This is a genomic window from Vibrio sp. 947, from assembly GCF_033339115.1.
In the GTDB taxonomy this organism is placed as follows: domain Bacteria; phylum Pseudomonadota; class Gammaproteobacteria; order Enterobacterales; family Vibrionaceae; genus Vibrio; species Vibrio alginolyticus.
Window position 1 is genome coordinate 169,728 of the sequence record NZ_JAWOTX010000001.1, and the last position, 25,493, is coordinate 195,220.

Annotated in this window: 18 protein-coding genes and 1 pseudogene; 4 read left to right on the top strand and 15 right to left on the bottom strand. The window is 44.7% G+C overall.

The window, feature by feature from the left end:
• Both R7Q39_RS00750 and R7Q39_RS00755 read left to right on the top strand, forming a co-directional pair.
• Positions 1–390: pseudogene (locus R7Q39_RS00750) on the top strand (hypothetical protein); the annotation flags it as partial.
• Positions 391–394: 4 nt separating this feature from the next.
• Positions 395–2,041 carry a BatD family protein gene (locus R7Q39_RS00755; RefSeq protein WP_318075656.1) on the top strand — a complete coding sequence of 549 codons (1,647 nt, stop codon included), beginning with the start codon at positions 395–397 and terminating at the stop codon, positions 2,039–2,041.
• 129 nt (positions 2,042–2,170) lie between these two features.
• Here R7Q39_RS00755 and R7Q39_RS00760 read toward each other — a convergent pair whose 3' ends face one another.
• From R7Q39_RS00760 to R7Q39_RS00780, 5 genes are all read right to left on the bottom strand, one after another.
• Complete coding sequence (locus tag R7Q39_RS00760; RefSeq protein ID WP_025768552.1) at positions 2,171–4,294, bottom strand: GGDEF domain-containing protein; 2,124 nt, start codon at positions 4,292–4,294, stop codon at positions 2,171–2,173.
• Positions 4,295–4,622: 328 nt separating this feature from the next.
• A complete protein-coding gene (gene pstB / locus R7Q39_RS00765; RefSeq protein WP_005375156.1) occupies positions 4,623–5,372 on the bottom strand; it encodes a phosphate ABC transporter ATP-binding protein PstB in 750 nt (249 codons plus the stop codon).
• Positions 5,373–5,432: 60 nt separating this feature from the next.
• Entirely contained in the window at positions 5,433–6,296 is an 864-nt protein-coding gene (gene pstA / locus R7Q39_RS00770) for a phosphate ABC transporter permease PstA (protein ID WP_005383923.1), read from the bottom strand.
• Between the two features lie 22 nt (positions 6,297–6,318).
• Entirely contained in the window at positions 6,319–7,251 is a 933-nt protein-coding gene (gene pstC, locus R7Q39_RS00775) for a phosphate ABC transporter permease subunit PstC (protein ID WP_005375154.1), read from the bottom strand.
• Positions 7,252–7,351: 100 nt separating this feature from the next.
• Positions 7,352–8,173, bottom strand: coding sequence for a phosphate ABC transporter substrate-binding protein (locus R7Q39_RS00780; protein WP_005375153.1), 822 nt, complete (start codon positions 8,171–8,173; stop codon positions 7,352–7,354).
• Positions 8,174–8,504: 331 nt separating this feature from the next.
• Here R7Q39_RS00780 and R7Q39_RS00785 point away from each other — a divergent pair, with 331 nt between their 5' ends.
• On the top strand, positions 8,505–10,145 hold the full coding sequence (locus R7Q39_RS00785) for a methyl-accepting chemotaxis protein (RefSeq protein WP_318075657.1): 1,641 nt from the start codon (positions 8,505–8,507) through the stop codon (positions 10,143–10,145).
• A 102-nt stretch (positions 10,146–10,247) separates the two neighbouring features.
• On the opposite strand, the gene R7Q39_RS00790 is transcribed toward R7Q39_RS00785, so the two are convergent.
• The 6 genes from R7Q39_RS00790 to R7Q39_RS00815 form a co-directional block, all read right to left on the bottom strand.
• Complete coding sequence (locus R7Q39_RS00790) at positions 10,248–10,820, bottom strand: DUF1566 domain-containing protein (protein WP_138939420.1); 573 nt, start codon at positions 10,818–10,820, stop codon at positions 10,248–10,250.
• A gap of 1 nt (position 10,821) precedes the next feature.
• Positions 10,822–12,255 (bottom strand): DUF1566 domain-containing protein, encoded by a 1,434-nt coding sequence (locus R7Q39_RS00795; RefSeq protein WP_149191625.1) that lies wholly within the window; start codon positions 12,253–12,255, stop codon positions 10,822–10,824.
• Positions 12,256–12,280: 25 nt separating this feature from the next.
• Positions 12,281–14,533, bottom strand: a complete 2,253-nt coding sequence (locus R7Q39_RS00800) for a proprotein convertase P-domain-containing protein (RefSeq protein ID WP_318075658.1) — start codon at positions 14,531–14,533, stop codon at positions 12,281–12,283.
• Between the two features lie 9 nt (positions 14,534–14,542).
• A complete protein-coding gene (locus R7Q39_RS00805; RefSeq protein WP_149191627.1) occupies positions 14,543–16,699 on the bottom strand; it encodes a TonB-dependent hemoglobin/transferrin/lactoferrin family receptor in 2,157 nt (718 codons plus the stop codon).
• Complete coding sequence (locus R7Q39_RS00810) at positions 16,700–18,697, bottom strand: prolyl oligopeptidase family serine peptidase (RefSeq protein ID WP_318075659.1); 1,998 nt, start codon at positions 18,695–18,697, stop codon at positions 16,700–16,702.
• A 323-nt stretch (positions 18,698–19,020) separates the two neighbouring features.
• Complete coding sequence (locus R7Q39_RS00815; RefSeq protein WP_318071402.1) at positions 19,021–20,364, bottom strand: DEAD/DEAH box helicase; 1,344 nt, start codon at positions 20,362–20,364, stop codon at positions 19,021–19,023.
• Between the two features lie 550 nt (positions 20,365–20,914).
• Here R7Q39_RS00815 and R7Q39_RS00820 point away from each other — a divergent pair.
• Positions 20,915–21,169 (top strand): Lpp/OprI family alanine-zipper lipoprotein, encoded by a 255-nt coding sequence (locus R7Q39_RS00820; protein ID WP_005375145.1) that lies wholly within the window; start codon positions 20,915–20,917, stop codon positions 21,167–21,169.
• Positions 21,170–21,195: 26 nt separating this feature from the next.
• Here the strand turns inward: R7Q39_RS00820 and R7Q39_RS00825 are convergent, their stop codons facing one another.
• From R7Q39_RS00825 to R7Q39_RS00840, 4 genes are read right to left on the bottom strand one after another with little or no spacing between them, the layout of a single operon-like run.
• Complete coding sequence (locus R7Q39_RS00825; RefSeq protein WP_005375144.1) at positions 21,196–22,122, bottom strand: L,D-transpeptidase family protein; 927 nt, start codon at positions 22,120–22,122, stop codon at positions 21,196–21,198.
• A 6-nt stretch (positions 22,123–22,128) separates the two neighbouring features.
• On the bottom strand, positions 22,129–23,544 hold the full coding sequence (gene phrB / locus R7Q39_RS00830) for a deoxyribodipyrimidine photo-lyase (RefSeq protein ID WP_258460657.1): 1,416 nt from the start codon (positions 23,542–23,544) through the stop codon (positions 22,129–22,131).
• Positions 23,545–23,566: 22 nt separating this feature from the next.
• Positions 23,567–24,367, bottom strand: coding sequence for a MerR family transcriptional regulator (locus tag R7Q39_RS00835; RefSeq protein ID WP_033906723.1), 801 nt, complete (start codon positions 24,365–24,367; stop codon positions 23,567–23,569).
• The gene (locus tag R7Q39_RS00840) at positions 24,357–25,307 is read right to left on the bottom strand and encodes a YbgA family protein (protein ID WP_017635475.1); all 951 of its coding nucleotides are present in this window, start codon (positions 25,305–25,307) and stop codon (positions 24,357–24,359) included. The genes R7Q39_RS00835 and R7Q39_RS00840 overlap by 11 nt, the downstream gene beginning before the upstream one ends.
• Positions 25,308–25,493: the final 186 nt, after the last annotated feature.

Genomic DNA, 25,493 nt, shown 5'->3' on the forward strand with positions numbered 1-25,493 from the left:
CAACAGCAACAGCAACAGCAACAGCAACAGCAACAGCAACAGCAACAGCAACAGCAACAGCAACAGCAACAGCAACAGCAACAAAAGTCTCAAAACGAAGGGAAAGAAGCGCAAGGACAACAGTCACAAAATCAGCAAGATTCTGAAAATAAAGAAGAAAAACAAGAAACGGAACAACATCAACCGCAACGAGATGACAAGCAAGTGAAGGATCAAGGTGAACCAATACAGGCTAAAGCGCATCCCGAAAAAATGCATCAGGATGATCCTGAGTTCCGTCGACTAGAAGCAGTAGAAAGTGCTCGCGACCCAAGCTTTTTGATCCGTGCGCAAATGCAACTTCAAGCGCAACAAAAACAACCTCCACAACAATCTCAAAAGGAGTGGTAAGCCTGTGATGAACAAAGGCGTAAAACTGGTCTTTATTTTTGTGGCCAGCCTAATATCCAGTTTCTCGGTGATGGCACAGACACTTCAAGCTAGTGTGAATAAAACACAAGTAGCCAAGAATGAAGTGATTAACCTCAGAATCATTTCAGATACTGAGCTCAGCTCAGACTCAATCGACTTCAATGTTCTAGAGAAAGACTTCTTCTTGGGTCAACCTCGTTATGGCCGCTCTAGCAATAACATTAACGGAAGAAAATCAGTGCGTACCGAGTGGAGTATCTCAATTGCACCAATGAAAGAAGGTGTTCTGACTATTCCAAGTTTTTCCGCTGATGGTATGAAAACGGAGCCGATAAAACTACGTGTCAACGCGAGCCAAACAGACCCCAATCTTGATGATCTATTTAGCTTCAATATTACGGTCGACAACAGTACGCTCTACCCTCAGCAATCTGCAACATTACGTATACAGCTTCTAATCAAAGCGGACACTCGACGCCTAGATAACCCACAAATAGTACCTCCGCAAATTGAAGGCATGAAGCTTGAGGCACTGGGTGGCTTACAGCAAAGACAGAAGATCTTAAATGGGTTAGAAGTGGCGGTCATAGAGCAGTCGTTTCGCTTAACGGCCAATCAACCAAGCACTTATACCTTGATAGGTCCTAAACTGACCGGTTCTTATATTTATGGCGACAGCTTGACGGGCTCAACCAAAATAATGCCTATCAATACCAAAGCGGAACGCATGCCAATAACGGTCAAACCGATTCCGAGCGAATTTAAAGGTGAATGGCTTCCTGCTTCAGCGTTAGAAATGACACAGAGCTGGCAAGACGATCAAGGTAATCTACTGTCGATTAACGCGATCAACACAGTAAAGCAAGGTTCTTCACTCACTCGAACCATTCAAGTTAAGGCTCGCGGTACACAAGCCGAATATCTGCCACGAGTCAATATTAGTTACCCGAGTTCACTGCGCGTGTATCCCGAACAACCTAAGTTCGATAGCGCGAGAGATGGCACCGTTACCATGACGGTGAAGCAAGTCATTATTCCTACAGAGGCCGGGAAATATACCTTACCAGGATACGACTTGAACTGGTGGGACAGTCAAAATGATGAAGCGAAGAAAACAACGTTACCAGAGCTAACATTAGACGTAGAGAAAAATGACACTGGGCTAATCACGTTGCCGGAATCGCCTCTTTCAGCGCCTTTAGTGTCAGCCCCTAGTCCTGAATCAAGCGGCGATGTAAACAGTCTCTGGCGAACATTAACCTTTGTTTTCCTAGGGCTTTGGATAATGACATTGGGAATCGCTATTTGGGCATGGAAAAAGCGGTCAATAACAGCGAGTGGAACGGTTTCAAATACTGAACAACCACTTTGCATCGACGCGCTAAAAAAAGTCATCGAAGAGGGCGATGCTGCGAAAATTGAACGCTCTGTAAATGAGTATTTAACCACTCATCAAGACAGGCTAAACCCTGGCGACGTACAAGCAATTAAGCAAGAGCTTAATGCCATGAATCAAGCGTATTTTAGTGCTAACCAACAACCTTGGAGCCCTGATTCGCTGCTAGCGAAAATTCAAAACCTTGGCAAAGCAAACGTAACAAAAACCGACCACCAGCTCGAAAAGCTATAAATAACTAGATAACAATGGCAGCTCTCATGAGCTGCCAATTCTCTTATCCGGCCAAATTTGCTTTAGCGGTTTTATCTAGAGCACCAACCGCCGCCCCCTTCCCTATCAAGTTGCTCTTATGAACATCACTCACTCAACAAACACTTGGGGCTCGTATTCGTATCGTCTTACACAATTTCGCCCATGATTCTTCGCTTGATAGAGTGCCTTATCCGACAACTGATATAAATGGTCGAAATTAAAGTCTTTGCCTTTCGCTTTATAACAGGAGTAACCGACTGAAACGGTAAGTAACTCCCCTTCTGGGTTATGTCGATGCTTTATCCCCTCGCCCTCGATGCACTGACGAATGCACTCTGCTCTCAGTCGAACCTCCTCTTGCTCAGAACCAATCATGAGCAATGCAAACTCCTCACCTCCGATACGGCAAAAAACTTCATCTTCACCTTTGGTATGATGATCCAAGATATAGCCAATTCGCATCAATGCGATATCGCCTTCGAGATGACCATAGTGATTATTGAATAAGCCAAAATGGTCAATATCAATCAGGATCAGGCCAAACGACATGTCGTCTTCACACTCTAGGGCACAATATTTTTGCATCACATGTTCTAACATGCGGCGATTACCAAGACGCGTCAAAGGATCGAGCTTAGAAAGTACCTCAAGCTGTCGATTGGCTTCCTCCAACTCTTTTGTTCGGTTCTGAACCTCCAGCTCTAAGTTTTCGTTTAGTTCGCGAATCGCCTCTTGAGCTTGAGTACGTTGCAATACTTCAGCTAAGCTGGACGCGAACATACGAATCACTTCACGTAACTGAGAAGTTAAGGGCGCACGTGTCAGCAAATTATCAACAGCGATAAAGGCGATAGGACCACTGCTATTTGAAGTCAATACCGTCATCGCAGCCCAACCAAAGCCAACAATATTACAGTCATGATAAATAGGCACTGATTCTTCAAATGCGACTTCGTTTGGCATTGAGCGAGCCAGATTTATAAGAGAGAAATCTTGGGTTTCGCCAAAGAAGTAAGATTCATCCACCACATTACCTTGAATATCGGTACCCCACGTTCCTTGCATGTAAGAGCAATTTTCATCAGTTAAAAACACCGCCATTCGATCAATACCAAGATTTTTAATGGCGAAAGTGACGGCCGATTTGCATACTCCACTGACAGTAGTGCAACGTGATAACTCAACCATGCTTGAATGCAACATGCGTACGTTTTGTTCTTGGCGCTTACGAATGTAAATTTGAGAGAAGAGTGAACCAAACGAGTCCAACATCTGTTTTTGATATGCCGTTATCGGCTTACGATGAATAAAGTTATCTAGCGCGAACCACCCAAACGGTTCATTGCCATCGCGTAAAATCAACATCGCATTCCAGCCCTGCCCGATGACCTTGCCTGCTGTGTATATTGGCGCGTCTTCTACAATCACTAAGTTGCTCTCAAGGCTAGATAACGCGGTGATATACTCCTCGCTAAGTTGATGTAAATCGTATTGTGTGTGAAATTCATCAATCGTAATTCCTGACTCATCCGTGCCGTATGTACCACTGAAGCTGCGCTTTTTCATATCGAGAAGCATCAGTGTAGAGCGATCAAACCCAAGTCGTTCACGTAACGCTTCGACGGCTTTGTAGTACAAGTCCTTTAAAGAATCAGGATTAGAGATTTCGAGTGCAACTTGCTGAACTAACTTCATATTTTCGATAAAGCGCTCGCGTTGGCTAATCTCATCAACATATTGCGCTTCACGAATATCTCTGTGCCTGATCTCTTTCGAGGCATTTTTTTCGGCACGAATACATTGCCAACGCGCCGCTGCGAGCTGCATTGCGTCGTAACTTTCTTCATAGATATTATGTGCTGTGCGAGCATGTACAGATTGAATCAGTAGGTAGGTACGTTTGATAGGCGTGTTGTCGAGCATCATGATGTAACTATCACCGCCTAAATCTCGGGTGTGATTCCAGTTACAAGTGTTGATCGCCAGAGGTATGATGCTTTCAGAGGTATCAAACTGACTTGCCCACTCCCAGAATGTCTCAGGATAGTTTTGGGTTGGGTAAAGCTCTCCGCGAGAGAAGCTCATCGAATGACGAGGGTTAATTGAAGGATCTTCAAAAATAGCGAGGGCTTGAGGGGAGAACAGACTCTCTAAATGATCAAAGATTGCCTCCGCTAGCAACCGATGGTCCCTCGTTGAAGACACTTTTCTTGTAAAACTTCTTAAACTCACCCTACCAACCTAATCTACTTTTTTATCCTCGATAAAAAACTACTTAGGCCATGATATGCAATCAATACGTTCAAATTTGAGCTGTTAAGTCATTCGCAAAATTATCAGATTTAGTGTTACATTCGAGAGCTCTTCAGCACTTTTAAAGCCATGTTTCACATAAGTTACATACTTTATAAACTGGGGAGGAAAGTTATGCTTATTTACAAGATTTTTTGTGTTGGTAGGCGTTATAAGCCCACGACTTAAAAAGAAAAAGGCCCCTCATCAAGAGGGGCAAAGTTACCATCGCTTATAGTTATTTAGTGATGCTTGTAAATACGGTGGATTAACCGAAATCACCATTTACGTAGCCTTGAGTACGGTCGTCTTGAGGGTTGCTAAAGATCACTTGCGTATCGTTGTGCTCAACCAGTTCACCCATTAGAAAAAACGCAGTGCGGTCAGAGATACGACGCGCCTGTTGCATTGAGTGAGTCACGATAACGATGGTGTAGTTCTTCTTTAGCTCTTCCATCAACTCTTCGATTTTGTGTGTCGCAATTGGGTCAAGTGCCGACGTTGGCTCATCCATCAGAATCACATCAGGCTCCATCGCGATTGTACGTGCAATACATAAACGTTGCTGCTGACCACCAGAAAGACCGAATGCGTGTGATTTAAGGCGATCTTTCACCTCATCCCAAAGTGCAGCACCGCGCAGCGAACGCTCTACCACTTCATCAATTGTCTTTTTGTCTTTGATACCTTGAGCACGTAAGCCGTAAGCCACGTTCTCGTAAATGCTCATCGGGAATGGGTTTGGCTTTTGGAATACCATGCCGACTTTGATGCGAAGGTCAGCAACATCAATGTTGCCGTAAATATCTTCGCCGTCCATCGCCAATTTACCTGTAATTTTCACGCCTTCGATTAGGTCATTCATTCGGTTCAAACAGCGTAGAAGCGTTGATTTTCCGCAACCTGACGGGCCGATAAGTGCCGTCACTTGGCGAACTGGAATTGGTAAGTTGATCGATTTCAGTGCTTGGTTGTCACCGTAGAATAGGTCTAGGTTTTCAATATCAAATTTGTTCATTGTCTTAATCTCTTAATTCTTGAATTCGTGTCTTTTAACGTGCGTTCTTAATTAGTGTTGTTAGTAAGTTGCGGTGTTAAAACGTCTAGCAATCAGTTTCGTTACCATGTTGATCAAGAGAACAACTACGATAAGCACTGTTGCCGTACCGTAAGCCTGATTCCATTCTTCAACGGTAAACAGTTCGGTAGTCAGTTTGTATAGGTGAACGGTTAGCGTACGACCTGAATCCAATAAAGAATCAGGAATACGTGCAACCATACCTGCTGTCAGGAATACTGGAGCAGACTCACCAATGACACGACCAATACTTAGAATGACCGAGGTTAAGATACCTGGCATTGCGCTCGGAAGAATCAAACGCCAGATAGTGTAAATCTTAGAAGCACCGAGGCCATAAGAGCCTTCACGGTACGTTTGTGGTACTGCCATCAACGCTTCTTCCGTTGTACGGATGATAACTGGCAGGATTAGGATACTTAGCGTCAATGCACCCGACAGAATCGAGAAGCCAAGGCCAAGAATCGCCACGAAGAAAGTCATACCAAACAGGCCGAAAATGATCGACGGGATACCCGCCAATGACTCGGTACAGAATCGGATGATTTTCACCAAACGACTGCCCACTTTCGCGTATTCGGTCAAGTAGATTGCCGTCATGATACCGAGTGGCGCTGCCACTGCGATAGAAGCGATAACCATGTAAATGGTCGCCACAATCATTGGGAAGATACCGTGCTCTTCACCTGTGCGCGTATAGTTATCAGTAATGAAGTTCCAATCTACGTGTTGTAGACCGTTTGATAGGATGTACCAGATAATCCAGAACAAAAAACCTACCGTTAGTGCTGCCGAGATCCAGACAAATGCGTTAAAGACATTATCTTTGAACTGGCGTGCTTTTTTCAGTTTTGCGCGATCCATAATAGTCACCTTTAACGAGCGATTACTTCGCTTTTTCTCGGTTTAGGTACAGTAGTACAGCGTTCAACGACATGATGAAGACCAGAAGTACTACACCTGTAGCGTAAAGTGCGTTCGCGTGAACACCACTTGCGTAAGACATTTCAATAGCGATGTTTGCAGTTAGTGTACGAGCCGAATCAAGGATGCCTTCTGGCATTGCCGGCGCGTTACCCATAACCATGATAATCGCCATGGTCTCACCCAACGCACGACCGATACCCAGAATCACACCTGTCATGATGCCTGAGCGAGCCGCTGGAACGAGCAATTTAAAGATGGTGTAGATTTTCGATGCGCCCAGTGCCAAAGAACCTTCTTTATAAGTACGAGGGACAGCGCGGATAGACGTTTCAGATACCGTAATTACTGTTGGTAGAATCATCACACCAAGAACAATAATACCGGCCAAGATAGTGTTACCTGCAGGTACATCAAATACCTTCTGAATCAATGGAACGATAATAACCAGACCGAAGAAACCGTAGACCACTGAAGGAATACCGGCTAGCAGCTCAACCGCAGGACGGATGATGTCTGCTAATCGCTTTGGTGCGATTTCAGCGATAAAAATGGCGGTCAGAACACCAATTGGAACCCCAACAATGACAGCACCAGCCGTCGATACGATAGATGCCACAATCATGGTGGCGACACCGTAAAGCGCAGGTGGTAACCAGTTTTGTCCTAAGACAATGCCCGATACGCCTGCTTCTTGGAATGCCGGAATACTCTCTCGAACGATGAAGTATGCAATAACGGCCAATGAAACAATGCCGATTACGGCACTCGTTAGGAACAAGCCGTGGAAGATGCGCTCTTTCCAGTCTACACGACGCTTCTCGCGTAGGCCTGACTTGCTGATAGCTCTAGCGTCAGTATTCATAAGCTTTTCACTATTTGTTGCGATGGTCATTTAAAAATCTCACGGTTCTGGGCAATGCCGTTGAACACAATGGATAGAAAAGGCTCAGCCCTAAACGTTGGGCTGAGCAAACTTTAGAGTCCCGATGGGATTAGTTAACTGAGATGTAACCTTTTTGGTCAACTAGCGCTTGCGCTTCGTCAGTTAGCATCCAGTCTAGGAATTTTTGCGTTTCTGTTGATGGCTTGCCTTCTTTGTAAAGAACAAGGAATGGACGCGCTACTTTGTAAGAACCGTTTTTAACGTTAGCTACCGTTGCATCAACGCCGTCGATTGCTAGCGCATTAACAGTGTTGTCTACAGTACCAAGAGAAATGTAGCCGATTGCGTATGGGTTAGATGCAACCATTGTTTTCAGTGCGCCGTTACCGTTTGCAACTTGAGCACGTTGAGAGATAGCTGATACTTTCTTACCAGAAATCTTCATTTTTAGAGACATGATGTCTTCAAATGCGCCACGAGTACCAGAAGCCGTGTCACGAGTAATGGCTACGATTGGCTTGTCTGCACCACCGACTTCTTTCCAGTTTGATACTTCGCCTTTGTAGATTGCAGTCACTTGCTCGGCTGTTAGACCTGGCAGTTTGTTTTGTGGGTTAACAACCACTGCGATACCATCACGAGCAACCACTTCTTCGATTAGTGTTGATTCTTTTTCAGAGTCTTTTAGATTACGAGAAGACATACCAAGGTCTGCTGAACCATTTTTCGCTGCTTTTACACCAGCTGAAGAACCAGGACCTTGAACTTCGATAAATACGTTAGGGTTCTTCTTCATGTACGTTTCAGAGAAAACTTCCATCAGTGGAGTTACGCTGCTAGAACCCACTGCAGAGATAGTTTCTTTAGCAGAAACAGGAGTCACTGCCATTGCGCCTAGAAGTGCGATTGCACCGATTACTGTCTTTTTCATCACAATTTCCTTAAGTGGCTTTATTGCCGTTGTGTTTCACTTGAACGGTGCTCACTTTAGAATTTGAATATGACAGTTGTGTTTCACTTAGTTGAACCCTCTATGACACGTTGTCATTTCTAACTATTAATTCCGCGACTTATCCCTCTCTCAATTTGAACGTAACGTTTTTATAACGTTGCCTCATGTTCAAGATGATAACCCCATCGATTTTGGTACATTTCATAACAATTAGATATGAGTAACTCATTGATTTGGCAAATATAACAATTAAAATCGAAATGCTTATTTATAAAAAAGATAATAATCAAACCGATAGAGGGTCAATCTCATGCGTCAATTTCTTAGTACGCTTTCTATTAAACTTCAGGTTTTTCTGCCTGTTCTATTCACAGTTATATTACTCATCATTGGACTGAGTGTCGGAATCGGTAAACTCGATCAAGCATTCAATAAGGTTTCGGCTTCCACCCATAAGCTAATCATTCACAAAGAGGAACTTAGCGGCATCGTAGACAACACTTACGCCATGCGCATCAAAGCCATTTATAGTCTATTTAGAGCCGAAGATGTTCAGTCTCTCAACCAAGAGCTTTCTGAGCGACAAAACAAAAACCGCGATTTTCTTAACTCCATAGACAATCTCCCTGGCGTTCAAAATGAAGTCAATGCTATGCGTAAGGCCATGAATCACTATGTTGATTTCACTCGCGTTACCATGACACCTCTGCTCACCACTAAACACTCTTCTGATTACACCACCTCTGATTTCAATCAAAAGTACGAATCTGCAATGGCTGAGTATCGATTAGCTGGCGAAGCGATGATCAACGCCATCGACAAACTATCTAAACAATTGAATCAAATCGTCACCGATGAAGTCGAAACGAATGGCGAACAACATTCAACCACGCTCACTTACAGCGCCGTCTCGCTTGCGGTGATCTTGAGTGCCGCTTCACTTATTAGTTGGGTACTCGCCAGCTACATCGTTGCGCCGATTCGTAACCTTCAAGTAACGATGCAGGAAGTCGCGAAGGGAAACCTACTAGTTAAGGCCGAAGCCATCGGGAAAAACGAAGTGTCTCAGCTGGCTCGAGATGTAAACCAGACCATAGAAAAACTGCGTGAAACTGTAAGCGCATTGGTTCGCATTAGTGAAGATGTGGCATCAGCATCAACCGAGTTAGCAACTGTTATGACTCAAAGCAGCGTCAACTCGGATCAAGAAAAGCAAGAAGTTGAGCAAGTAGCCTCGGCGATCAATCAGCTAGAGTCGACCGCAGCTGAAGTATCGACCAATGCACAAGAAGCCGATAGTGCATCAAATCAAGCACGTACGTTAACCTCACAAAGTATAAGCATGTTTGGGGAAAGTACTCGCGCAAGTGAAAAGATGGCGGAACAACTTAACGAAGCCGCTGCCGTCGTGACTTCGCTAAAAGATCAATCAGAACACATTGGTCGCGTGATCGAAGTGATTGAAGGTATTTCTGAGCAAACGAATCTACTTGCACTGAATGCAGCGATTGAAGCTGCACGGGCGGGCGAAAGTGGCAGAGGCTTTGCGGTAGTCGCCGATGAAGTACGTATGCTGGCAGCGCGAACTCAGGAGTCCACCAAAGAGATCCAAACCATTATAGAAGAGCTACAGCAACAATCTGGCCATGCAAATGAAAGCATGCATTCAAGCTTAGCCATGTTAGAAGACAACCAAGCGCTTGCTGCAGAAGTAAGCCGTTCACTGAGCGACATCAACAGTGCGATTTCAGATTTGAATGCGATCAACACCCAAGTTGCAACCGCTTCTGAAGAACAAAAGCAAGTAACGTCGGACATCAACAATCTGAGCACCATCTATGAATTGGTGAGTCAGAACGTCACTGGTATCACTCAATCAGCCGCGGCGGCGCAAGAGCTGTCTGGCTTAGCAGAAAACCAAAAGCATCAGCTTAAGCAGTTCCAAGTTTAAAGGTTCTACTCAACACGATAAGTTTCAAAGGTTAGAAAAGAAAAAAGCTCCGCACTGGCGGAGCTTTTTAATATCTGGATTAGAGAAAATCCAACGGTGTGATTATTCTTCGTCGGTGACCAGCAGAACAGAGAAAGTGTACGTTGGCTCTAGTGGGCTCCAGTTGTAAACCTCACCATTCACTGAATCAAACACCATGACGTTTGAACCATCACCGTTCGGAGTGTTACTCCAGATGTAACCTGCATAATCACCCACCTCTAGCGTGTAGCCACTTGCGAATGCAGTGCCGTTCATCGCAGGGCTGTGACAAGCACGTTCCGTCAACGCGACCAATTCCTTAATGTTTGGTAAGCGCCAATTCTTTTTGCCAGCGAAGTCATGTAAAGCATGGTTACCTGATTCATTGCGGATTTGCTCAGCGGTTGATAGCGCTAACTGCCATGACATCTTAGTCGCAGCGCCATCACAGGCTTCATTTGCCGCATTCCACGTTGAGCCAACAGGGCAACGCATCCATGTAAGACCTGTTTTTAAGTCAGTTACGGTACCGTTATCAGAATATGTATAACGCGTGTTAGGTGCCGTTTTAGCAAAGTCAGTAGAACACTCTTGTGCAGCCATTGCAGTTTGAGAAGCCAAAGCAAGAGATAGTACAGTTATTAATTTCTTCATCTTATTGGCCCTTTACTGCTACTAGACGGATTGGGAATTGGAATGACGTGCCAGTGTCACGCTCCACTTTATCAGAATAAATTTCTACAAAGCTGACGTAACCACGGTCAGCGCCTTTCGCAGCAACTACTGCAAACTGAAGCGCACCTTCGTAGTTAAAACTAGAGTAATTGTTAAATGTGAAATCACTTAGCCAAATAGCACCTGATTCAACATCTGGGCTGCCCTTACCCTGCTGAGGGAAGTAAGCCGTCGTCATGCCATAGACATTGCCGTCGGCATCTTTCTCTGTCTCGCCTAAGTCGAGAACATCGTAGAACTCTTGGTATGTTGGTAGGCGCCAATCAGTAATGCCACATAGTGATTGCTTGTTTATATGTTCAACATATTGGCTTGTTGAACAGATGCCATCAGCAGCATCCACACAACCAACGACTTCAAGATCTTCGTAATACGGTTTGAATGTTGCTGACTCATACACGAATGTACGATCTTTAAATTGAACCGAGCTCGCATCCGCACTCTTGTTTTCCCAAACAAGACCAGTACGCTCGTCCATAGTACAAGCCCACTCAGTCGCATCTGCAGCTAAAGCAGCACCTTGTGAATCTAGCTTAACGAACTTAAAGCCTGCACCTGTCGACGTTTGCTTGTCCTCTTTGTCGAAGCCGTATTCCGCATCTTGACCAGGGTAAGCAGCTTGAACCTCAGCAACGTCTGCTGCGCCATCAGCAAAATGAAGAACGGCACCCGTATCGTTGCTGCCAACCGTTTGTTCAGCAACCGCTGCAATTTCTTCAGCAAATGAACTCACTTCCGCTTCAGACAGAAGATCAGAGGCCAACGATTTACCTTGGAAGCTAAGGCTTTGAGCAAGCAGCGCTACGCCTTTGGTCATTTGTTGTGGCTGCATCGCAGCTAATAGTGCAACCGTGTTTTGCTCTAGCTTATCTAGCTCGCTGGCTTCTGCGTTAGACATCACCGTACCAGACAGAGAAACGCCGGCATCGGTGAGTTGCGCTTTCACAATCTCTTCAGCTTGAGCAACGGTTTTACCGTCAACCACAAGACCTGCGAGCAACGTTGTTACACCATTGACCGTGTTACCCGTTGCTAAATTTTGCCCCGGAGCCGCAAGACGCAACGTTTGGTTCGAACCTTGATCAACTTGAGCAAGAATGGTACTGGTTAGTACGTTTTTGTCGCTTGAAGTCAGGCTAAATTTACCGACATTATCCGTTTTAGCACTCGGTTCAGTCGTATCACAAACGTAGTTTTGGTTTAAATCGATGCACACTGGCGTATCAAGAAGTGTACCTGCAGAAACGATGGTGCCAGCTACATCATAGGTCGGTGCCGACGTGTCACCACCAGAACCACCGCCACAGCCAGCTAGGGCTAGTGACATAGCAACGAAAGAATATTGAAACTTCATAGATTTTATCTTCTTTTGATTTTAATTAACGAGAGCGAATCACTCTCACCATTGAAAGCAGGAAAAGTCCTAACAAGGTCCAAGGCGAGCCACTGCCACCTGAACCACCACCACTGCTTTCTTTAGTGGTATCAGCACTACACTGATACTGAGCAAAGTGACTCACACCCCACTCTTTCAACACCCCAGAGTTACCTGACACACGGTCAGACACTTCGAGACGCCAAGCACCCCAACTCGGTTGACCGACAAGCGCTTGTAACTCATCGTCATACTGAGCTGTGAAGTAACCTTTAAATCCATTGGTATTGCTTGATTGATGGCTAAGTAGCACGACCGATTTGCCTTGTGGAGACACTAGCGTCACTTGCAGATCCTGCAGTGAGTCATGTTCGATGTTCAGGTAAACCGCAAACGAATCATCAATCGTGAGTGACTTGTCCGATAGCGTCTGAGAGAACAGTCTGTCGCCCTGCTCTGGCAAAGCGGAATTCACTGATTGAGGCTGGATATCAAGCTCTGGCGTACCATTAACCAGCATCACCTTTTCACTCCACTGATGAGTCTTTAGGCCTTCAGCAAATTGATAATCCAATGAAATAGAGGAATCGAATTGCGTGCCACATGTCAGACCGCTTGGTAACGCCACCTTCATTGAGGTCGAGTCAGAAAGCGTTTCATCAAAGTCGAAAACGGATGTGTTATTTAGCTGCCATTGCCCTTTGATGCTCGCTTCGCGGCCAGTTTGGCTCAGGCTCACACCAACGTCTTCACCTTGTGCGATGTATCGAGCGTCATAGCGAACGCGAAGAGGCGCTTTAAGTAAGTTGTGTTTGTTGAAGCTGTCCGTCAGGAATTGGGCGTAATCTTTATTTGGGAACAAGGTGTTTGCGGCAAACACGGTCGATTCCGCCAGATCATGCATTTTCATGCCACGACCAATGCCATACATGCCTTCAAGAACAATGGCGTCAAACTCACGGAACACGTTATCGGTATCATCACCGTATCGTTCAACCGATGCTTTAAGTGCTTGGAACAGTGGCGTTGACCATAGCTCGTCGCCTAGTTCACCACCTACACTAACGTGCGCTGGATACTCTGAGCCCTCGAAGTAACGCGCTCTTTGGTTCCATAAGCTACGAGTTGTTTTGCGTGTTCCGAACACACCATCCCAGTTGAACACCGTATCTAACTCGAATTCTTGACCACGACGCGAAGCATCCAAATATTGAGTGCGGTAGCTCGCGCTGCCCGCCCAGTAATCAGCAAAACCCTCTGCGATAGCACCAGTGTGACCGTACGCCCAATCCGGTACGATTTGGTAATGAATGCCATGCCCAAGCTCGTGTATCACTACATCAGCATCGACTGCATCCGGAGAAACACCACCGACACCCAGCATGAGTGCTTTCGGACCGTAATAGTAAGTAGAGTTATCTTTTGATAAACCGCGAGCGTCAAAACGAAGCGGCTCGTCAAACAAGTCGTAAGTCAGGCTTGTCAGATATTGGATCGAGCTATCAAGATGATAAAAAGCCATCAACTGTGGAAACGCATTGTCACCAAACTCGGTGCTTTGCATCTCATCAACACTGTCAAATGCTTGAACCCCTTCTGCGCTGAGAAAATCCAACGTATCAAGTACAGGTGCTTCACCAGGGGCTGGGGCTGCAAATAAACCCGTCGCATCCACTTGCTTTAATCTTGGGTTAGAGAGATAGAACTTACCGCCCGACTTTAAAACCTCAATCGACTTGGTTACGTACTCGATCGGCTGAGGGTAATCAGACAGTGCTGACCACGTCGATTCTGGTGCCGCTTGCTGTTGCATGGTGCGAAGATCTGGGTTGAATAAAGAAACCTCAACATCAACCAGACTTCCAGAGCTCAAAGCAGGTGGCTCTTGTGCTTGCAGTTGGCGAGGCGATTCCAATTCCATTGCTACCGTTGGTTTACCGTTGCGAATTATCGTATCTTCAACGCTCTTAAACACTCGCACAACGTGATGATTTTTATCGGTTGTTACTACTAGGGCACGCTGTGCTTGATATTCACCGTTTACCCAAACATCAAAATTGTAATGCTCACCAAGCTGAGACTGGGTTTTGTAACGGAACTTAAACTCGCCCGCTTCTGAGTAGTGGCTGTCTAGATAAGTTTTCGCTTGCGCTTCATTCGTTACTACAGAGTCCGTTGCGGGATAATCCCACTCTGCAGACTGCACCGCAGGGGTACAAGCAATAAGCAGCGAAAACGCCAATGGTTTTAGCTTCATGATTTCGTCCTAGAATTCGTATTTTGCATTTAGCGTGAAGTAGCGCCCAGGCTCCGTTGAGTAGTGTTTATTTTCCTCAGCGATACCCGCTACGTCTTGATATCGGATGTACTCTTTGTCGAAGAGGTTGACGACCGTCGCACTTAGGCGAAGATCTTTTGTGACATGGTATGTCGCACCAAGATCAACGGTGCTCCAAGAGCTAGTCTGCGCACAATCAACAGCCAACCCAATGTCGCTTTGGCAAGTTGGAACTCGATCCATAGCGTTCGCCCAACTTAGCAATGCATAAGCGTTAAAGTCTTGATTGGTATAACGAACCTCTGCACTACCTTCCCAAGGTGTAATAGTGCGAATGTACTCATCCTCTGCATCTTGGCCGTCTACGTAACCCACTTTTGTAGATACATCCCACTTTTCAGTAACTGCATAGCCAGCCGACAACTCAAATCCATAAGTCTCAACACCTTTGAGATTTTGGTATTGCTTGATATCAATATCCGTTGCTACGCCGTCTTCTGTCACATGTTTCCCAACATTTTTGACATCAATAAAGTTTTCAAACTTGTTGTAAAAAGCAGCAACAAATAGGTGAGCTCGACCGTTGTCAAATTTATTACCAATTTCAAACGAATCTGAAGTTTCAGCTTCCAGATCTAAATTAGGGGCAATATAAAATGGAGTAAGAGGGACGAAATCATGATTCACATAACCGTATGCCTTATCATATTCAGGAGCTCTGTAACCATGATCATATGAAATATAAATAATGTTGTTTGCGAACACTTCTCGAGAAATCGACAAGCTAGGTGAAATTTCAGAACTATCCATGTTTTTTACAGCAAAACCTTGGATCTCATTCTGGCTGTCAGGCGTTAGACTGTGAGCATCAAAGCGAATACCTCCAGTAATTGTCCACTTACCCAGTTCCACCATATCTCGAAAATACAAGCCTAAACGATATGCACGTGCCGGAGCGAAAGGTTCTTTATCTTCAGGTTTCACGCCATTCCAATCAACTATCGTCTCATCAGATACTCGTTCATAGTAATCTGTCGAAAAATCGAGACCATAAGCCAGTTTATGCTCAGCATTACCGGTATACATCGTGTGTAGAAAATCAGCTCTATAACCTAATGTTTGGTCGGTATAAGTTTTGTGGTCAATATCACGACGCCTAACGAGAACACCATTTTGGTCGGTTTGATACATTAATCGGTTTGTATCTTCGACGACTTCGGTATAACGCCAATACACTTGTGTATCTAACTCTTCAAACCACGTAGGCTCGTTCGGCGTAATTTCTGCACCAAAGTAAGCGCTATAGGTCTCGCTCGTTTCATCCTCATAAAAGTCTTCGATCTTCCAAAGACCATCTGGCTGTACCGAAGGAGCACCCTCAAGCCGTTCTTGGTTCTGGGCAAATAAATTAGCATTCGCTTTCAGCATTAGTTCATTACTGTAGAAGTGGTTAATGGTATACGCCGCGCTATAACCATCAATTTCCCGATTATAAAGGTCTTCATTGAAGTTACGGGTTTCCTCGCCCTGCCAGTAGGATCCGGTCAGCAAGCTCTCGGTATCACCCGCACGAAACGCTAGGTTGCTCGTACCTTTATACTTGTTGCTAATGTTTGTGTAAGTACCCGATACATCAGTATAAAAGTTCTTGTCTTTTAGGTAGTAACCAGGCTTTTTAGATTTAAGAATTACCGCTCCACCAATTGCGCCCGAACCATGTACAGAAGAACTCGCACCCTTAATGATTTCTAAGGACTCAAGGTTGGATAAATCAAAAGTATCTCGTCCTACAGCATCATTAATATCATTTGCACCAAAACCATCCGCAGAGCGAATACCATCGCGAACAATTACGATACGGTTACCTGTCATACCACGGATGGTAATGTTTTGCGGACGTCCTGCATCGCCCGTCACGCTTACACCAGGTTCGTTACGCAGCACGTCATAAAGCTCGGTTTCGCCTCGTTCTTCGATTTGCTCGTTTGTGATAACCGCGACACTACCTGCCACTTTTGACAATGGCTGATCGATTTTATTGGCGGTTACCACCACCTCTTCCATTGAGAAAACCTTAGATTCGGCGTGCACTTGACTGGCAGCAAGTACCGAAAGTACTGCCGCTGACACTGGGGTAAGCTTCATTTACTGCTCCGCTTTAGATGTTTTAATGAGTGATAGTAGAAATGCGTATTCTTTTGCTTGTTGTTCTTGCGCTTGTCGTGGGTCCATTTGGTGGCCCGAATTAAAATCAGTTTGCAACAAGTACGGCCCGTTGCGCTCACTTAACGCTGAAACTTTAGCGAGATACTTAGCGCCTTCCCAATATGGCACGCGCTGATCGATTAAACCGACTTGAACAAACATGGGTGGGTAAGCGTCTTTATGGATATTGAGAATCGGATCGTACGCCTTCATTAACGCCAATTGTTCAGGTTTGGTTGGGTTACCCCATTCGCCATACTGCTGTGTGGTAAGCGGAAGTGAGGTATCCGACATACTTGCAACCACATCAACAAAAGGCACTTTAAGTACGACACCTGAAAACAATTTAGGATCTTGATTAACCGCTCCGGCCACCAACGTGCCACCAGCACTAGAACCGATGGCGAAAACCTCTCTATTGCCACGTTCGAATGTTTGCAGCGCCTTCGCGGCCGCGACAAAATCACCAATAGAATTGGCTTTTCGCACACCACGGCCTTGCTCGTGCCATTCATCGCCAAAGTACCCACCGCCACGGACATGGGCGATAGCGTAAATCACACCTTGGTCGAGTAAACTGATAACCTGAGGCATAAAGTACGGTTTCATCGTAAAACCATACGCGCCGTAACCGTAAATCATCACAGGAGATTGTGGGTGCAATTTGTCTTTGCGATACGCCAAAGAGACCGGGACAGAAACGCCGTCGTGCTTAATAAAAATACGTTGGGATACATAACGCTGACTATCAAAGTCTTGGTAAGCATCTTGAGAGTACAAGGATTTATTCAGCGTTTTTACATCGAACTCTTCCCACTGAGGAGGCGTAGTCATCGACATGCTTCGGATACGAATTTTGTTTGATTCAAAATCGCCCAATGTGCTTAACCAAGCGACATTACCATCGTGTTCCAATGGCAGTATCACTTTTTCCTGCCCTTGGTAAGAATACACCGTCAATGTCGACACATTGTTTGGCTTACTAAGTGCCACAACTCCTGCATCATAAAGGTAGAACTGTTCAAGCGGCTCACGAGGATTGATGAAGCGTTGCCATGTTGCGCCAAGCGGTGCGAGTTCGGCTTGGTAAAGGGCGAACTTTCCTTCCAGGTTGCTTTTCAGATAAATGTAACCTTTCGCCACATCCGCGTAATATTCCACACCCTCTTCAGGCTTTCGCAATGACTCTGAGACAGTGCCCGTTTCTAGGTCGACAAGCTTCTGCTCTGTTGTTGACTCGTTGTTGCTTTGCAGCACAGCGTAACGGCTATCTGCCGCACGATAGAAAGAAAGTAACCAATCTGACTTGGGTTCATTCCATAGGACTGTTTTTGCCAAAGATTCAGTAGAGATACGTAAGATCTGATGAGGTCGCTGAGTGCGCTTTTCTTTTGCAACGAGGAATGCCACTTTCCCGTTAGGTGACAACAATACGCCACTATCGACGTGCGTCGCCAGTTCCGTAGATTGACCGGAGAGTAAATCAACAACCACGGCGCGATATTGTTCGCTACCGTCGATATCTTCCGTGAAAAGTAGCGTGTCACCATTCACTTGCCATTGACCAAGTTGGTAGTACTGATGCGCAGATTGTCGTTCATCGAAATCGAACACCACGTTTTCTGGTGCATGTTGGCTCGCACGGGATAATAGTAAGTAACGACCATCACGACGCGTTAGCATCCACTCTCTTCCACTCATGATCGACCATGGCTTATCACCTTTGTCTGCCACCATGGTATCCCACTGCGTGAGTAGGTTTTTTGTCAACGTCTGATAACTTTTTTGGTGCTGTTCAGTTTTGTGGTTTTGTTCTGTTAGGTAGGTAAGAACTCGCTCATCTTTACGAGCATCATCTCGAAGCCAGTTGAAATCATCAGCAGCAAAACCAGAACTAGAGGTAATTATGAGCCCCAAAAAAACATGATTAAATTTCATATAAATGGCACAACTATTTACAGAATTAATATTATGTCGAGTATTCTGCCCTTAAATAAAAATGAGATCAATTATCATTTTCATAATCATGTGAGATTTTTATCTAGAGCGTTAAGAAAACGTTTGCCTTAACCGGGGTTATAAAACTTATTAACTTCCTAAATTAGCGTTCTATGCTGTTCATGTAAAACCAGACAGATATAAAAGCTGGCAAACGAGTGAGTATGGAAAGACGCTATTTCACCTAGCGACAGACATAAAAAATCCGAGTGCGAACACTCGGATTTTTAAGAACTAAAATCAATGGGAAACTACAGCAGCTTTTACTCTTCAGAGCTCGGTGCCGCTGGTTTTTTCTTAGGGATGAAGACATCATCACCCACAGATACGTTTTTGTAGAAGCTCTTGTCACGCTTAGCTGGTTTTTTCGCCGATTTTTTCGCTTGAGGGCGAGCTTTCTTTGCTGTCGCTTTCTTATTGCGGAAATCTGGTTTAGGTGGCTTAAGGCCTTTAAACTTACCTTTCAAATCTTCGAACACTGAAAACTCAAGATCTTGTTGTAGGTATGATTCTACACGTTTAAAGCTATCCCAGTCTTTTGGACCAACAAGAGATATTGCATCCCCTTTATTTCCAGCACGACCAGTACGACCAACTCGGTGTACGTATTCTTCGGTATGCTTTGGCATATCGAAGTTGATGACGTGTGTCACAGTTGCAATATCCAAGCCGCGGGAAGCAACATCAGTCGTTACAAGGATCTTAAATACTGCGCGCTCAAACTGACTCATAATGGTGTTACGTTGAGTCTGGTTCAAGTTACCACTCAGTGCTACAGCCTTCAGTTTCTTTTCGTTCAGCTTTTCTGTTAGTCGCTCAGTATCATCACGCGTTGCCGTAAAGATAATAACTTGACGGTATTCAGCCTCAGAAAGAACACGATCTAAAATTGCCTCTTTATGATCTAGGTGATCACACAAGTAAAATTTTTGCGTGATATCTTTATGTTCTTCGTTAGAAACGCCGATAGCAATTCGCTTTGGCGCATTGAGCATTTCAGCCGCGATTTCATTGACGTCTGCATGATCTAATGTCGCAGAGAACATCAACGTTTGACGACGACGATGCTTGGCTGCTTTATGAATGCGACGAAGCTCTGGTGCAAAGCCCAAATCCAACATACGGTCTGCTTCGTCAAGAATCAGCGTTTCCAAACCATCCAGATAAAGCGAACGATGATCTAAGTGATCAGCCAAACGTCCTGGTGTCGCCACGATAAATTTCGGGTAACGACGCAGAGCTTTTACCTGATCGTTAAAGTTCTCACCACCCAAAATCAGTGCTGCTTCATAAGATAGGCTAGCTAGCATAGAACGAAGCTCACCATATACTTGTTTCGCTAGCTCACGAGTAGGAGCAAGGATTACCGCGCGAGGGTCTTTCGCAGAAAACGATTTTGTCTTTAAAGACTTATGAAGCATTGGCAATACAAACGCCAAAGTCTTGCCCGAACCTGTTTTCGAAGATGCCAATAGATCCTTGCCTGCAATCGCAACAGGAATCGCCTGTTGCTGAATGTCAGTCGCTTTTTTAAAATCGTAGTGTTTTAGGTTCTTCAACAATCGGTTGTCTAGGCCTAGATCTTTAAATTGCAAAGTATTCTCCAATAAATCAGTCAGCGTCTGAGCGCTCTGTAGTGTCGTTTCCGCTCTAACGCAGCAAAAAAATAAAGCTCGGTATAATACCGCAAATCATAGGAGTATAGATAGAGATCACACAAACTAATTCCCTGTGGTAACAGTAAAACATCATTTGTGGCTCAGTTCAGAGTAAAGACTAGCCTTTTTGATGAGCAGCTAGACAGGAAGTTTAGAGAAAAGCCGTTCAAATATGCCTTCTATCCATCAACAAAACGACGTAAATAGCAGTTATTTGGGCCAATAAACTTTCATTTGTGTCAATATCGTCTAAATTATTGATATCAGGAACGTGGCAAATACACCTGCTATGAAAACTGTTGTGAGAACGAAATAAAGGATAGGTAGTTAAACTTTGTTAAGTTCAGGTAAAAGTTGACGTCAGGTACTCCATGAAATTCTTGGGTTTTTTTGACTTTTGCTACATCATGTACTGATAAAATGTAACCACATTTAACCTCGCTACTGTATAAAATAATAGTTAGTGGCGAGACTTTCACTATAAGCAAGGAGTTCTTATATGAACAAAACGTTGATCGCAGCTGCAGCAACTTCAGTACTTCTACTAGCCGGTTGTGCTTCTTCTGATGACGCAGCTACAGCAAATGCAGCAAAATTAGACGAACTAAGCAACCAAGTTAGCCAACTAAGCCAAGACGTACAAGCTCTTCAATCTGACGTTCAAAAATCAGGCGCAGCAGCAATGGCTGCTCAAGAAGAAGCTGAGCGTGCTAACGAGCGTATCGATAACATCGCTCAGTCTTACACTAAGTAAGATTTAATACCGCGTCTTAACGCCCGTTAAGGCGCGGTTATTTCGATAGGAACCCCATTCTGTGCAGCGATTGCTGCTTTAGCCTTCACGTTTTTCATACCGAATTCATCCAGCCACCACTTTAACTCTTTCGGCACTTTCAGTTCATCTTTCTCGCCATTACTACGAGTCAAAGGCTCATGTGCTTCTAAGAACACACTTCTGTCAGGCTCAAGTGTCATTTTGATAGGCTGGTTAATGATGTTAACGTCTTCACCGTTACGAACCTTGTCAAATAACCACTCAATGTCACTTGGGTCCATACGAATACAACCCGCGCTGACTCGCATACCAATCCCAAAGTCCTTGTTGGTACCATGAATTAGGTATTCGCCATTCCCGTAAGCTAAACGCAATGCAAACATACCAAGTGGATTATCAGGCCCCGCAGGAACAACGGCTGGTAGGTCAATGCCCTTTGCTTTGTACTCGGCACGAATAGAGGCTGGAGGAGTCCATGTAGGGTTCGGTCGTTTTTGGCTGATACGCGTTGTCATTACTGGGGTATCGCGCCCTATTCGGCCAATTCCGACAGGAAATACATGGACAATATTCTCTCCTTTCGGAAAGTAATATAAGCGCAGCTCGGCTAGATTAATAACGATACCTTTATAAGGTACGTCTGGGAGGATTAGCTGTGTCGGAATAGTAAGAACATGCCCCTCTTCTGGTAAGAAGGGATCCACGCCTTTGTTTGCGGCCATTAAACCTAGCATACCCACATCGTAGAGCTTAGCGATATTTGCCATGGTTTCGCCTTCTTGCACGACGTGGTTTTCAAGGCGACCAATTAAACGGCTTCCATCCTCTGGTAATTCGTACATCTTAGCGAATGATAGACCACTCACTAAAGATAACGACACAGATAGCAGGGTACGTTTTGCGAAACTCATTGATCGCTTTTTGCTAAGCATTTCACTCTATTCCTTGGCACTTTTAAAGAGCTGTAAGGTTATCTCTCTTTCTGTCTTGTGATCAACCATCGGCTTGTGATATTCCAGTAAAGAAAAGCCCTCCCAAGTCCAAGGTTTATGGATGTATTTGTTCGGTACACTTTTGATTTCTGGTACCCAGTGGCGCACAAATTCACCATTAGCATCGAACTTTTCGCCTTGGCTTATCGGGTTGAAAATACGAAAGTATGGCTGCCCGTCACAGCCCGTAGAAGCAGACCATTGCCAGCCACCATTGTTCGCTGCAAAATCGCCGTCCACCAGCTTACTCATGAAGTACGCTTCTCCCCATCGCCAATCAATATGTAAGTCCTTGGTAAGAAAGCTCGCGACAATCATACGTAATCGATTGTGCATCCAACCTGTTTGATTGAGCTGACGCATTGCTGCATCAACGACTGGGTATCCTGTTGTTCCTGTCTTCCATCGCTCAAAGGCTTTCTCATCATAGGACCACTGGATTTTATCCTCCCAATCGATAAATCCTTTGCCTTTGACGAGTTTTGGTTCGAAAACCAATAGGTGCTGATAAAACTCACGCCAAATGATCTCACTTAACCAAGTTGCTTTCCCTTCTGTAAGGTCATTTTGTTGATTTTCAGCATACAAACGAGCAATACACTGCCTTGGTGATAGCGCGCCAATCGCAAGGTATGGAGACAGTTGGCTAGTGCCATCAATAGCTGGAAAGTCTCGCTCGCTTTGATACGCGTCACTGCGCTCCCGTGCAAATTCCCTAAGCTGCTTCAAAATATCATTAGTCGAAGCCAGCCAGTCTTCACTGGATTCTCGAGGATAGCTAAATGTGAAGCTTGAATTAAATCGAGCCGACTCTAATTGTTCGAGTACCTTTTTATTGAGTGGCGCTTGCTCGTGAGGTTTTACTACCGTCGGCATATGGAACTGCGTTAACCAAGCACGCTTGAATGGCGTAAATACCTTAAAATATTCGCCTTGCTTATTAAGAACCGTCGTTGGCGCGTGCACACATTTGTCATGAAACAGTTCAAATTCGATATCGTGAGAAGCTAACGCTTCACTTACTTGTGTATCGAGCTCTCGTTCGTTCACCTCATAGTGAATGTTTGCCATGACAGACGTGGCTTCAAGTGTTTCCGCCCACCCACTAATCACATCTGTACAATCGGAAAACGACGGCACCTCTTTGTACAAAAAAGGAATATTAAGGCTTTCAAGCTCCTCGTTAAGACAAGCTAAGCGACGAGCAATGAGGTCTGCCTGCATCGGCGCCATGTGATGCTCCCGCCACTGCTCTGGCGTCGCGATAAAGCAAGCGACGACAGGCTGACCTGAATCCAACGCCGCTTTGAGTGCCGTGTGGTCTAACGTACGTAAGTCACGTCGAAACCATACTAAAACCATGGTAGCTCCTATCTTTTGTCTACTAAGTTAGGTGTAATTTCTCTATCACTTCAGAGCACCCCATCCGATCACCTAACTGTGCGTGAAGCATTTTGATGGACGCTACTTGTTTAGCAGCTAGCGCTTTGTTGGAGAAAAGGTAGATAAACGAACCATTTTCAACGACCTCGTGATCTAGTAGACCAGAAACATCATCAACCTTATCGATCAAAGTCGTGTGATACCCTTGTTCGCAAAGCTTCGCTGCTTGAATCCAACTCTCAGACTCTCTGTTTTGTTCAAAGCTAATGAGCAGACACTTTCCTTTGGAAGCGGCTTTGTTTTCAGAATCGATAACAAGGGCAAGTCGAGTGATCAAACAAGTCTGAAATAACCCTACCTGTAAAGATCGCAGCGATCCTTTCACCATGTCTAGCGCATCAAATACTGGGCTAATAAACTGATCAATAACGAGTTTTAGTGGATACTCTTTAAGAACAGAGGCAAGTAAACTCTCTGCTTTTCCTCGATTCAGGGTAGACAGCGCAAGCAGCATGTTTTCAACTTCTTCGAGTGTGCGAACCTCGTTTTTGACTTCGACATCGGCGCTTTTTCCTAGCAGCCCCTTCACTTTACCAATCGAAATCCCCTTCGCGAGCCAGCTCTGGACTTCGCGAATCGTATCGAGATCTTGCTGGCGATAAAGTCTGTGTCCTTTTTCAGTTCGCTGAGGCTGGATCAAGTTGTATCTTCGTTGCCAAGCTCTCAGCGTAACTGGTTTTACACCCGTGATTTCTGCGACATCTCGGATAGCGTATAGTTTTTCTTCTGAACTACAAACCATAGCGTAATCTCATCTCCTGCGGATACGGTTCTAAAAACTTCTGTTTTGCTAAATATTCGTCTGGGTAAGTATTTAAGTAATGCTTAATCAATGTAAGTGGTGCTAGCAGAGGCAGCATTCCGATACGGTAGTCGTGAATCACTGTCGCTAACTCTTCTTTTTCTTCTTTAGTTAGTGAGCGTTTGAAGTACCCTTGTAAATGCATCAACACATTTGTGTTATTTTTGCGGCTAGCCCGATTCGTTAACGCCTTCATCAGTCCTAAACGATACTCTTGGTAAAAGTCTTCAATTTCATAATTAGCGACATCGGCAACTAAGCGGCCAAGGGATCGGTATGACTCTGGGTGGTGTGCCATTAACGTCAGTTTGTAGCGCGAATGAAAGTCTATGATTTTGCCACGAGTAGGCTCACCATCCATCGAGTCATAAAAGTCATTTAGACAAAATACTCGAGTAATAAAGTTTTCTTTCAATACAGGGTCGTTAAGTCTGCCATCCTCTTCAACAGGCAACCAAGGCATTTTTTGCATCAATGTTTGTGTATACAAGCCAACACCTTCTTTCGCAGCACTGTTCTTGCTGTAAACCTTGACTCGCTCCATGCCACAAGTTGGTGACTTGGCACAAACGATGTAACCACAAAGCTGCTCGCTTTGAAGTTCATCTACTTTATTGGCCGAGTAAGTGAGCATATTGTCGGTATGATCATTTTCTGGATTTTTGGTTTCAACCAATGCAACACGCTCTTCATTAGAAACAAGACGAATGGTTGGACGGGGTACTGGCATACCTACGCCGACTTCAGGGCATACCGAAATAAAGTCAAAATACGGGCTAAGCTCTTTAGTCACAAAGTTGCTCACCTTATGACCAGAGTCAAAACGCACTCGTTCACCCAAAACACACGAACTGATACCTACTTTGATCGAAGATTCCATGATGATGCATCCCTATACAAAAAGTTTTGTTGTATAACTTATAGCAAGCCTTTCCAGATTGTACAAGAAAATAAGTTGTACAATTTAATCGTTTTACTTCACTCGAAAGTATTTCGATCAACCAGCTGTCAGAAAAAAGTTTGGCCCAAAAACAAAGAATTTGTGCGCGCAATCGACAAACTGCTC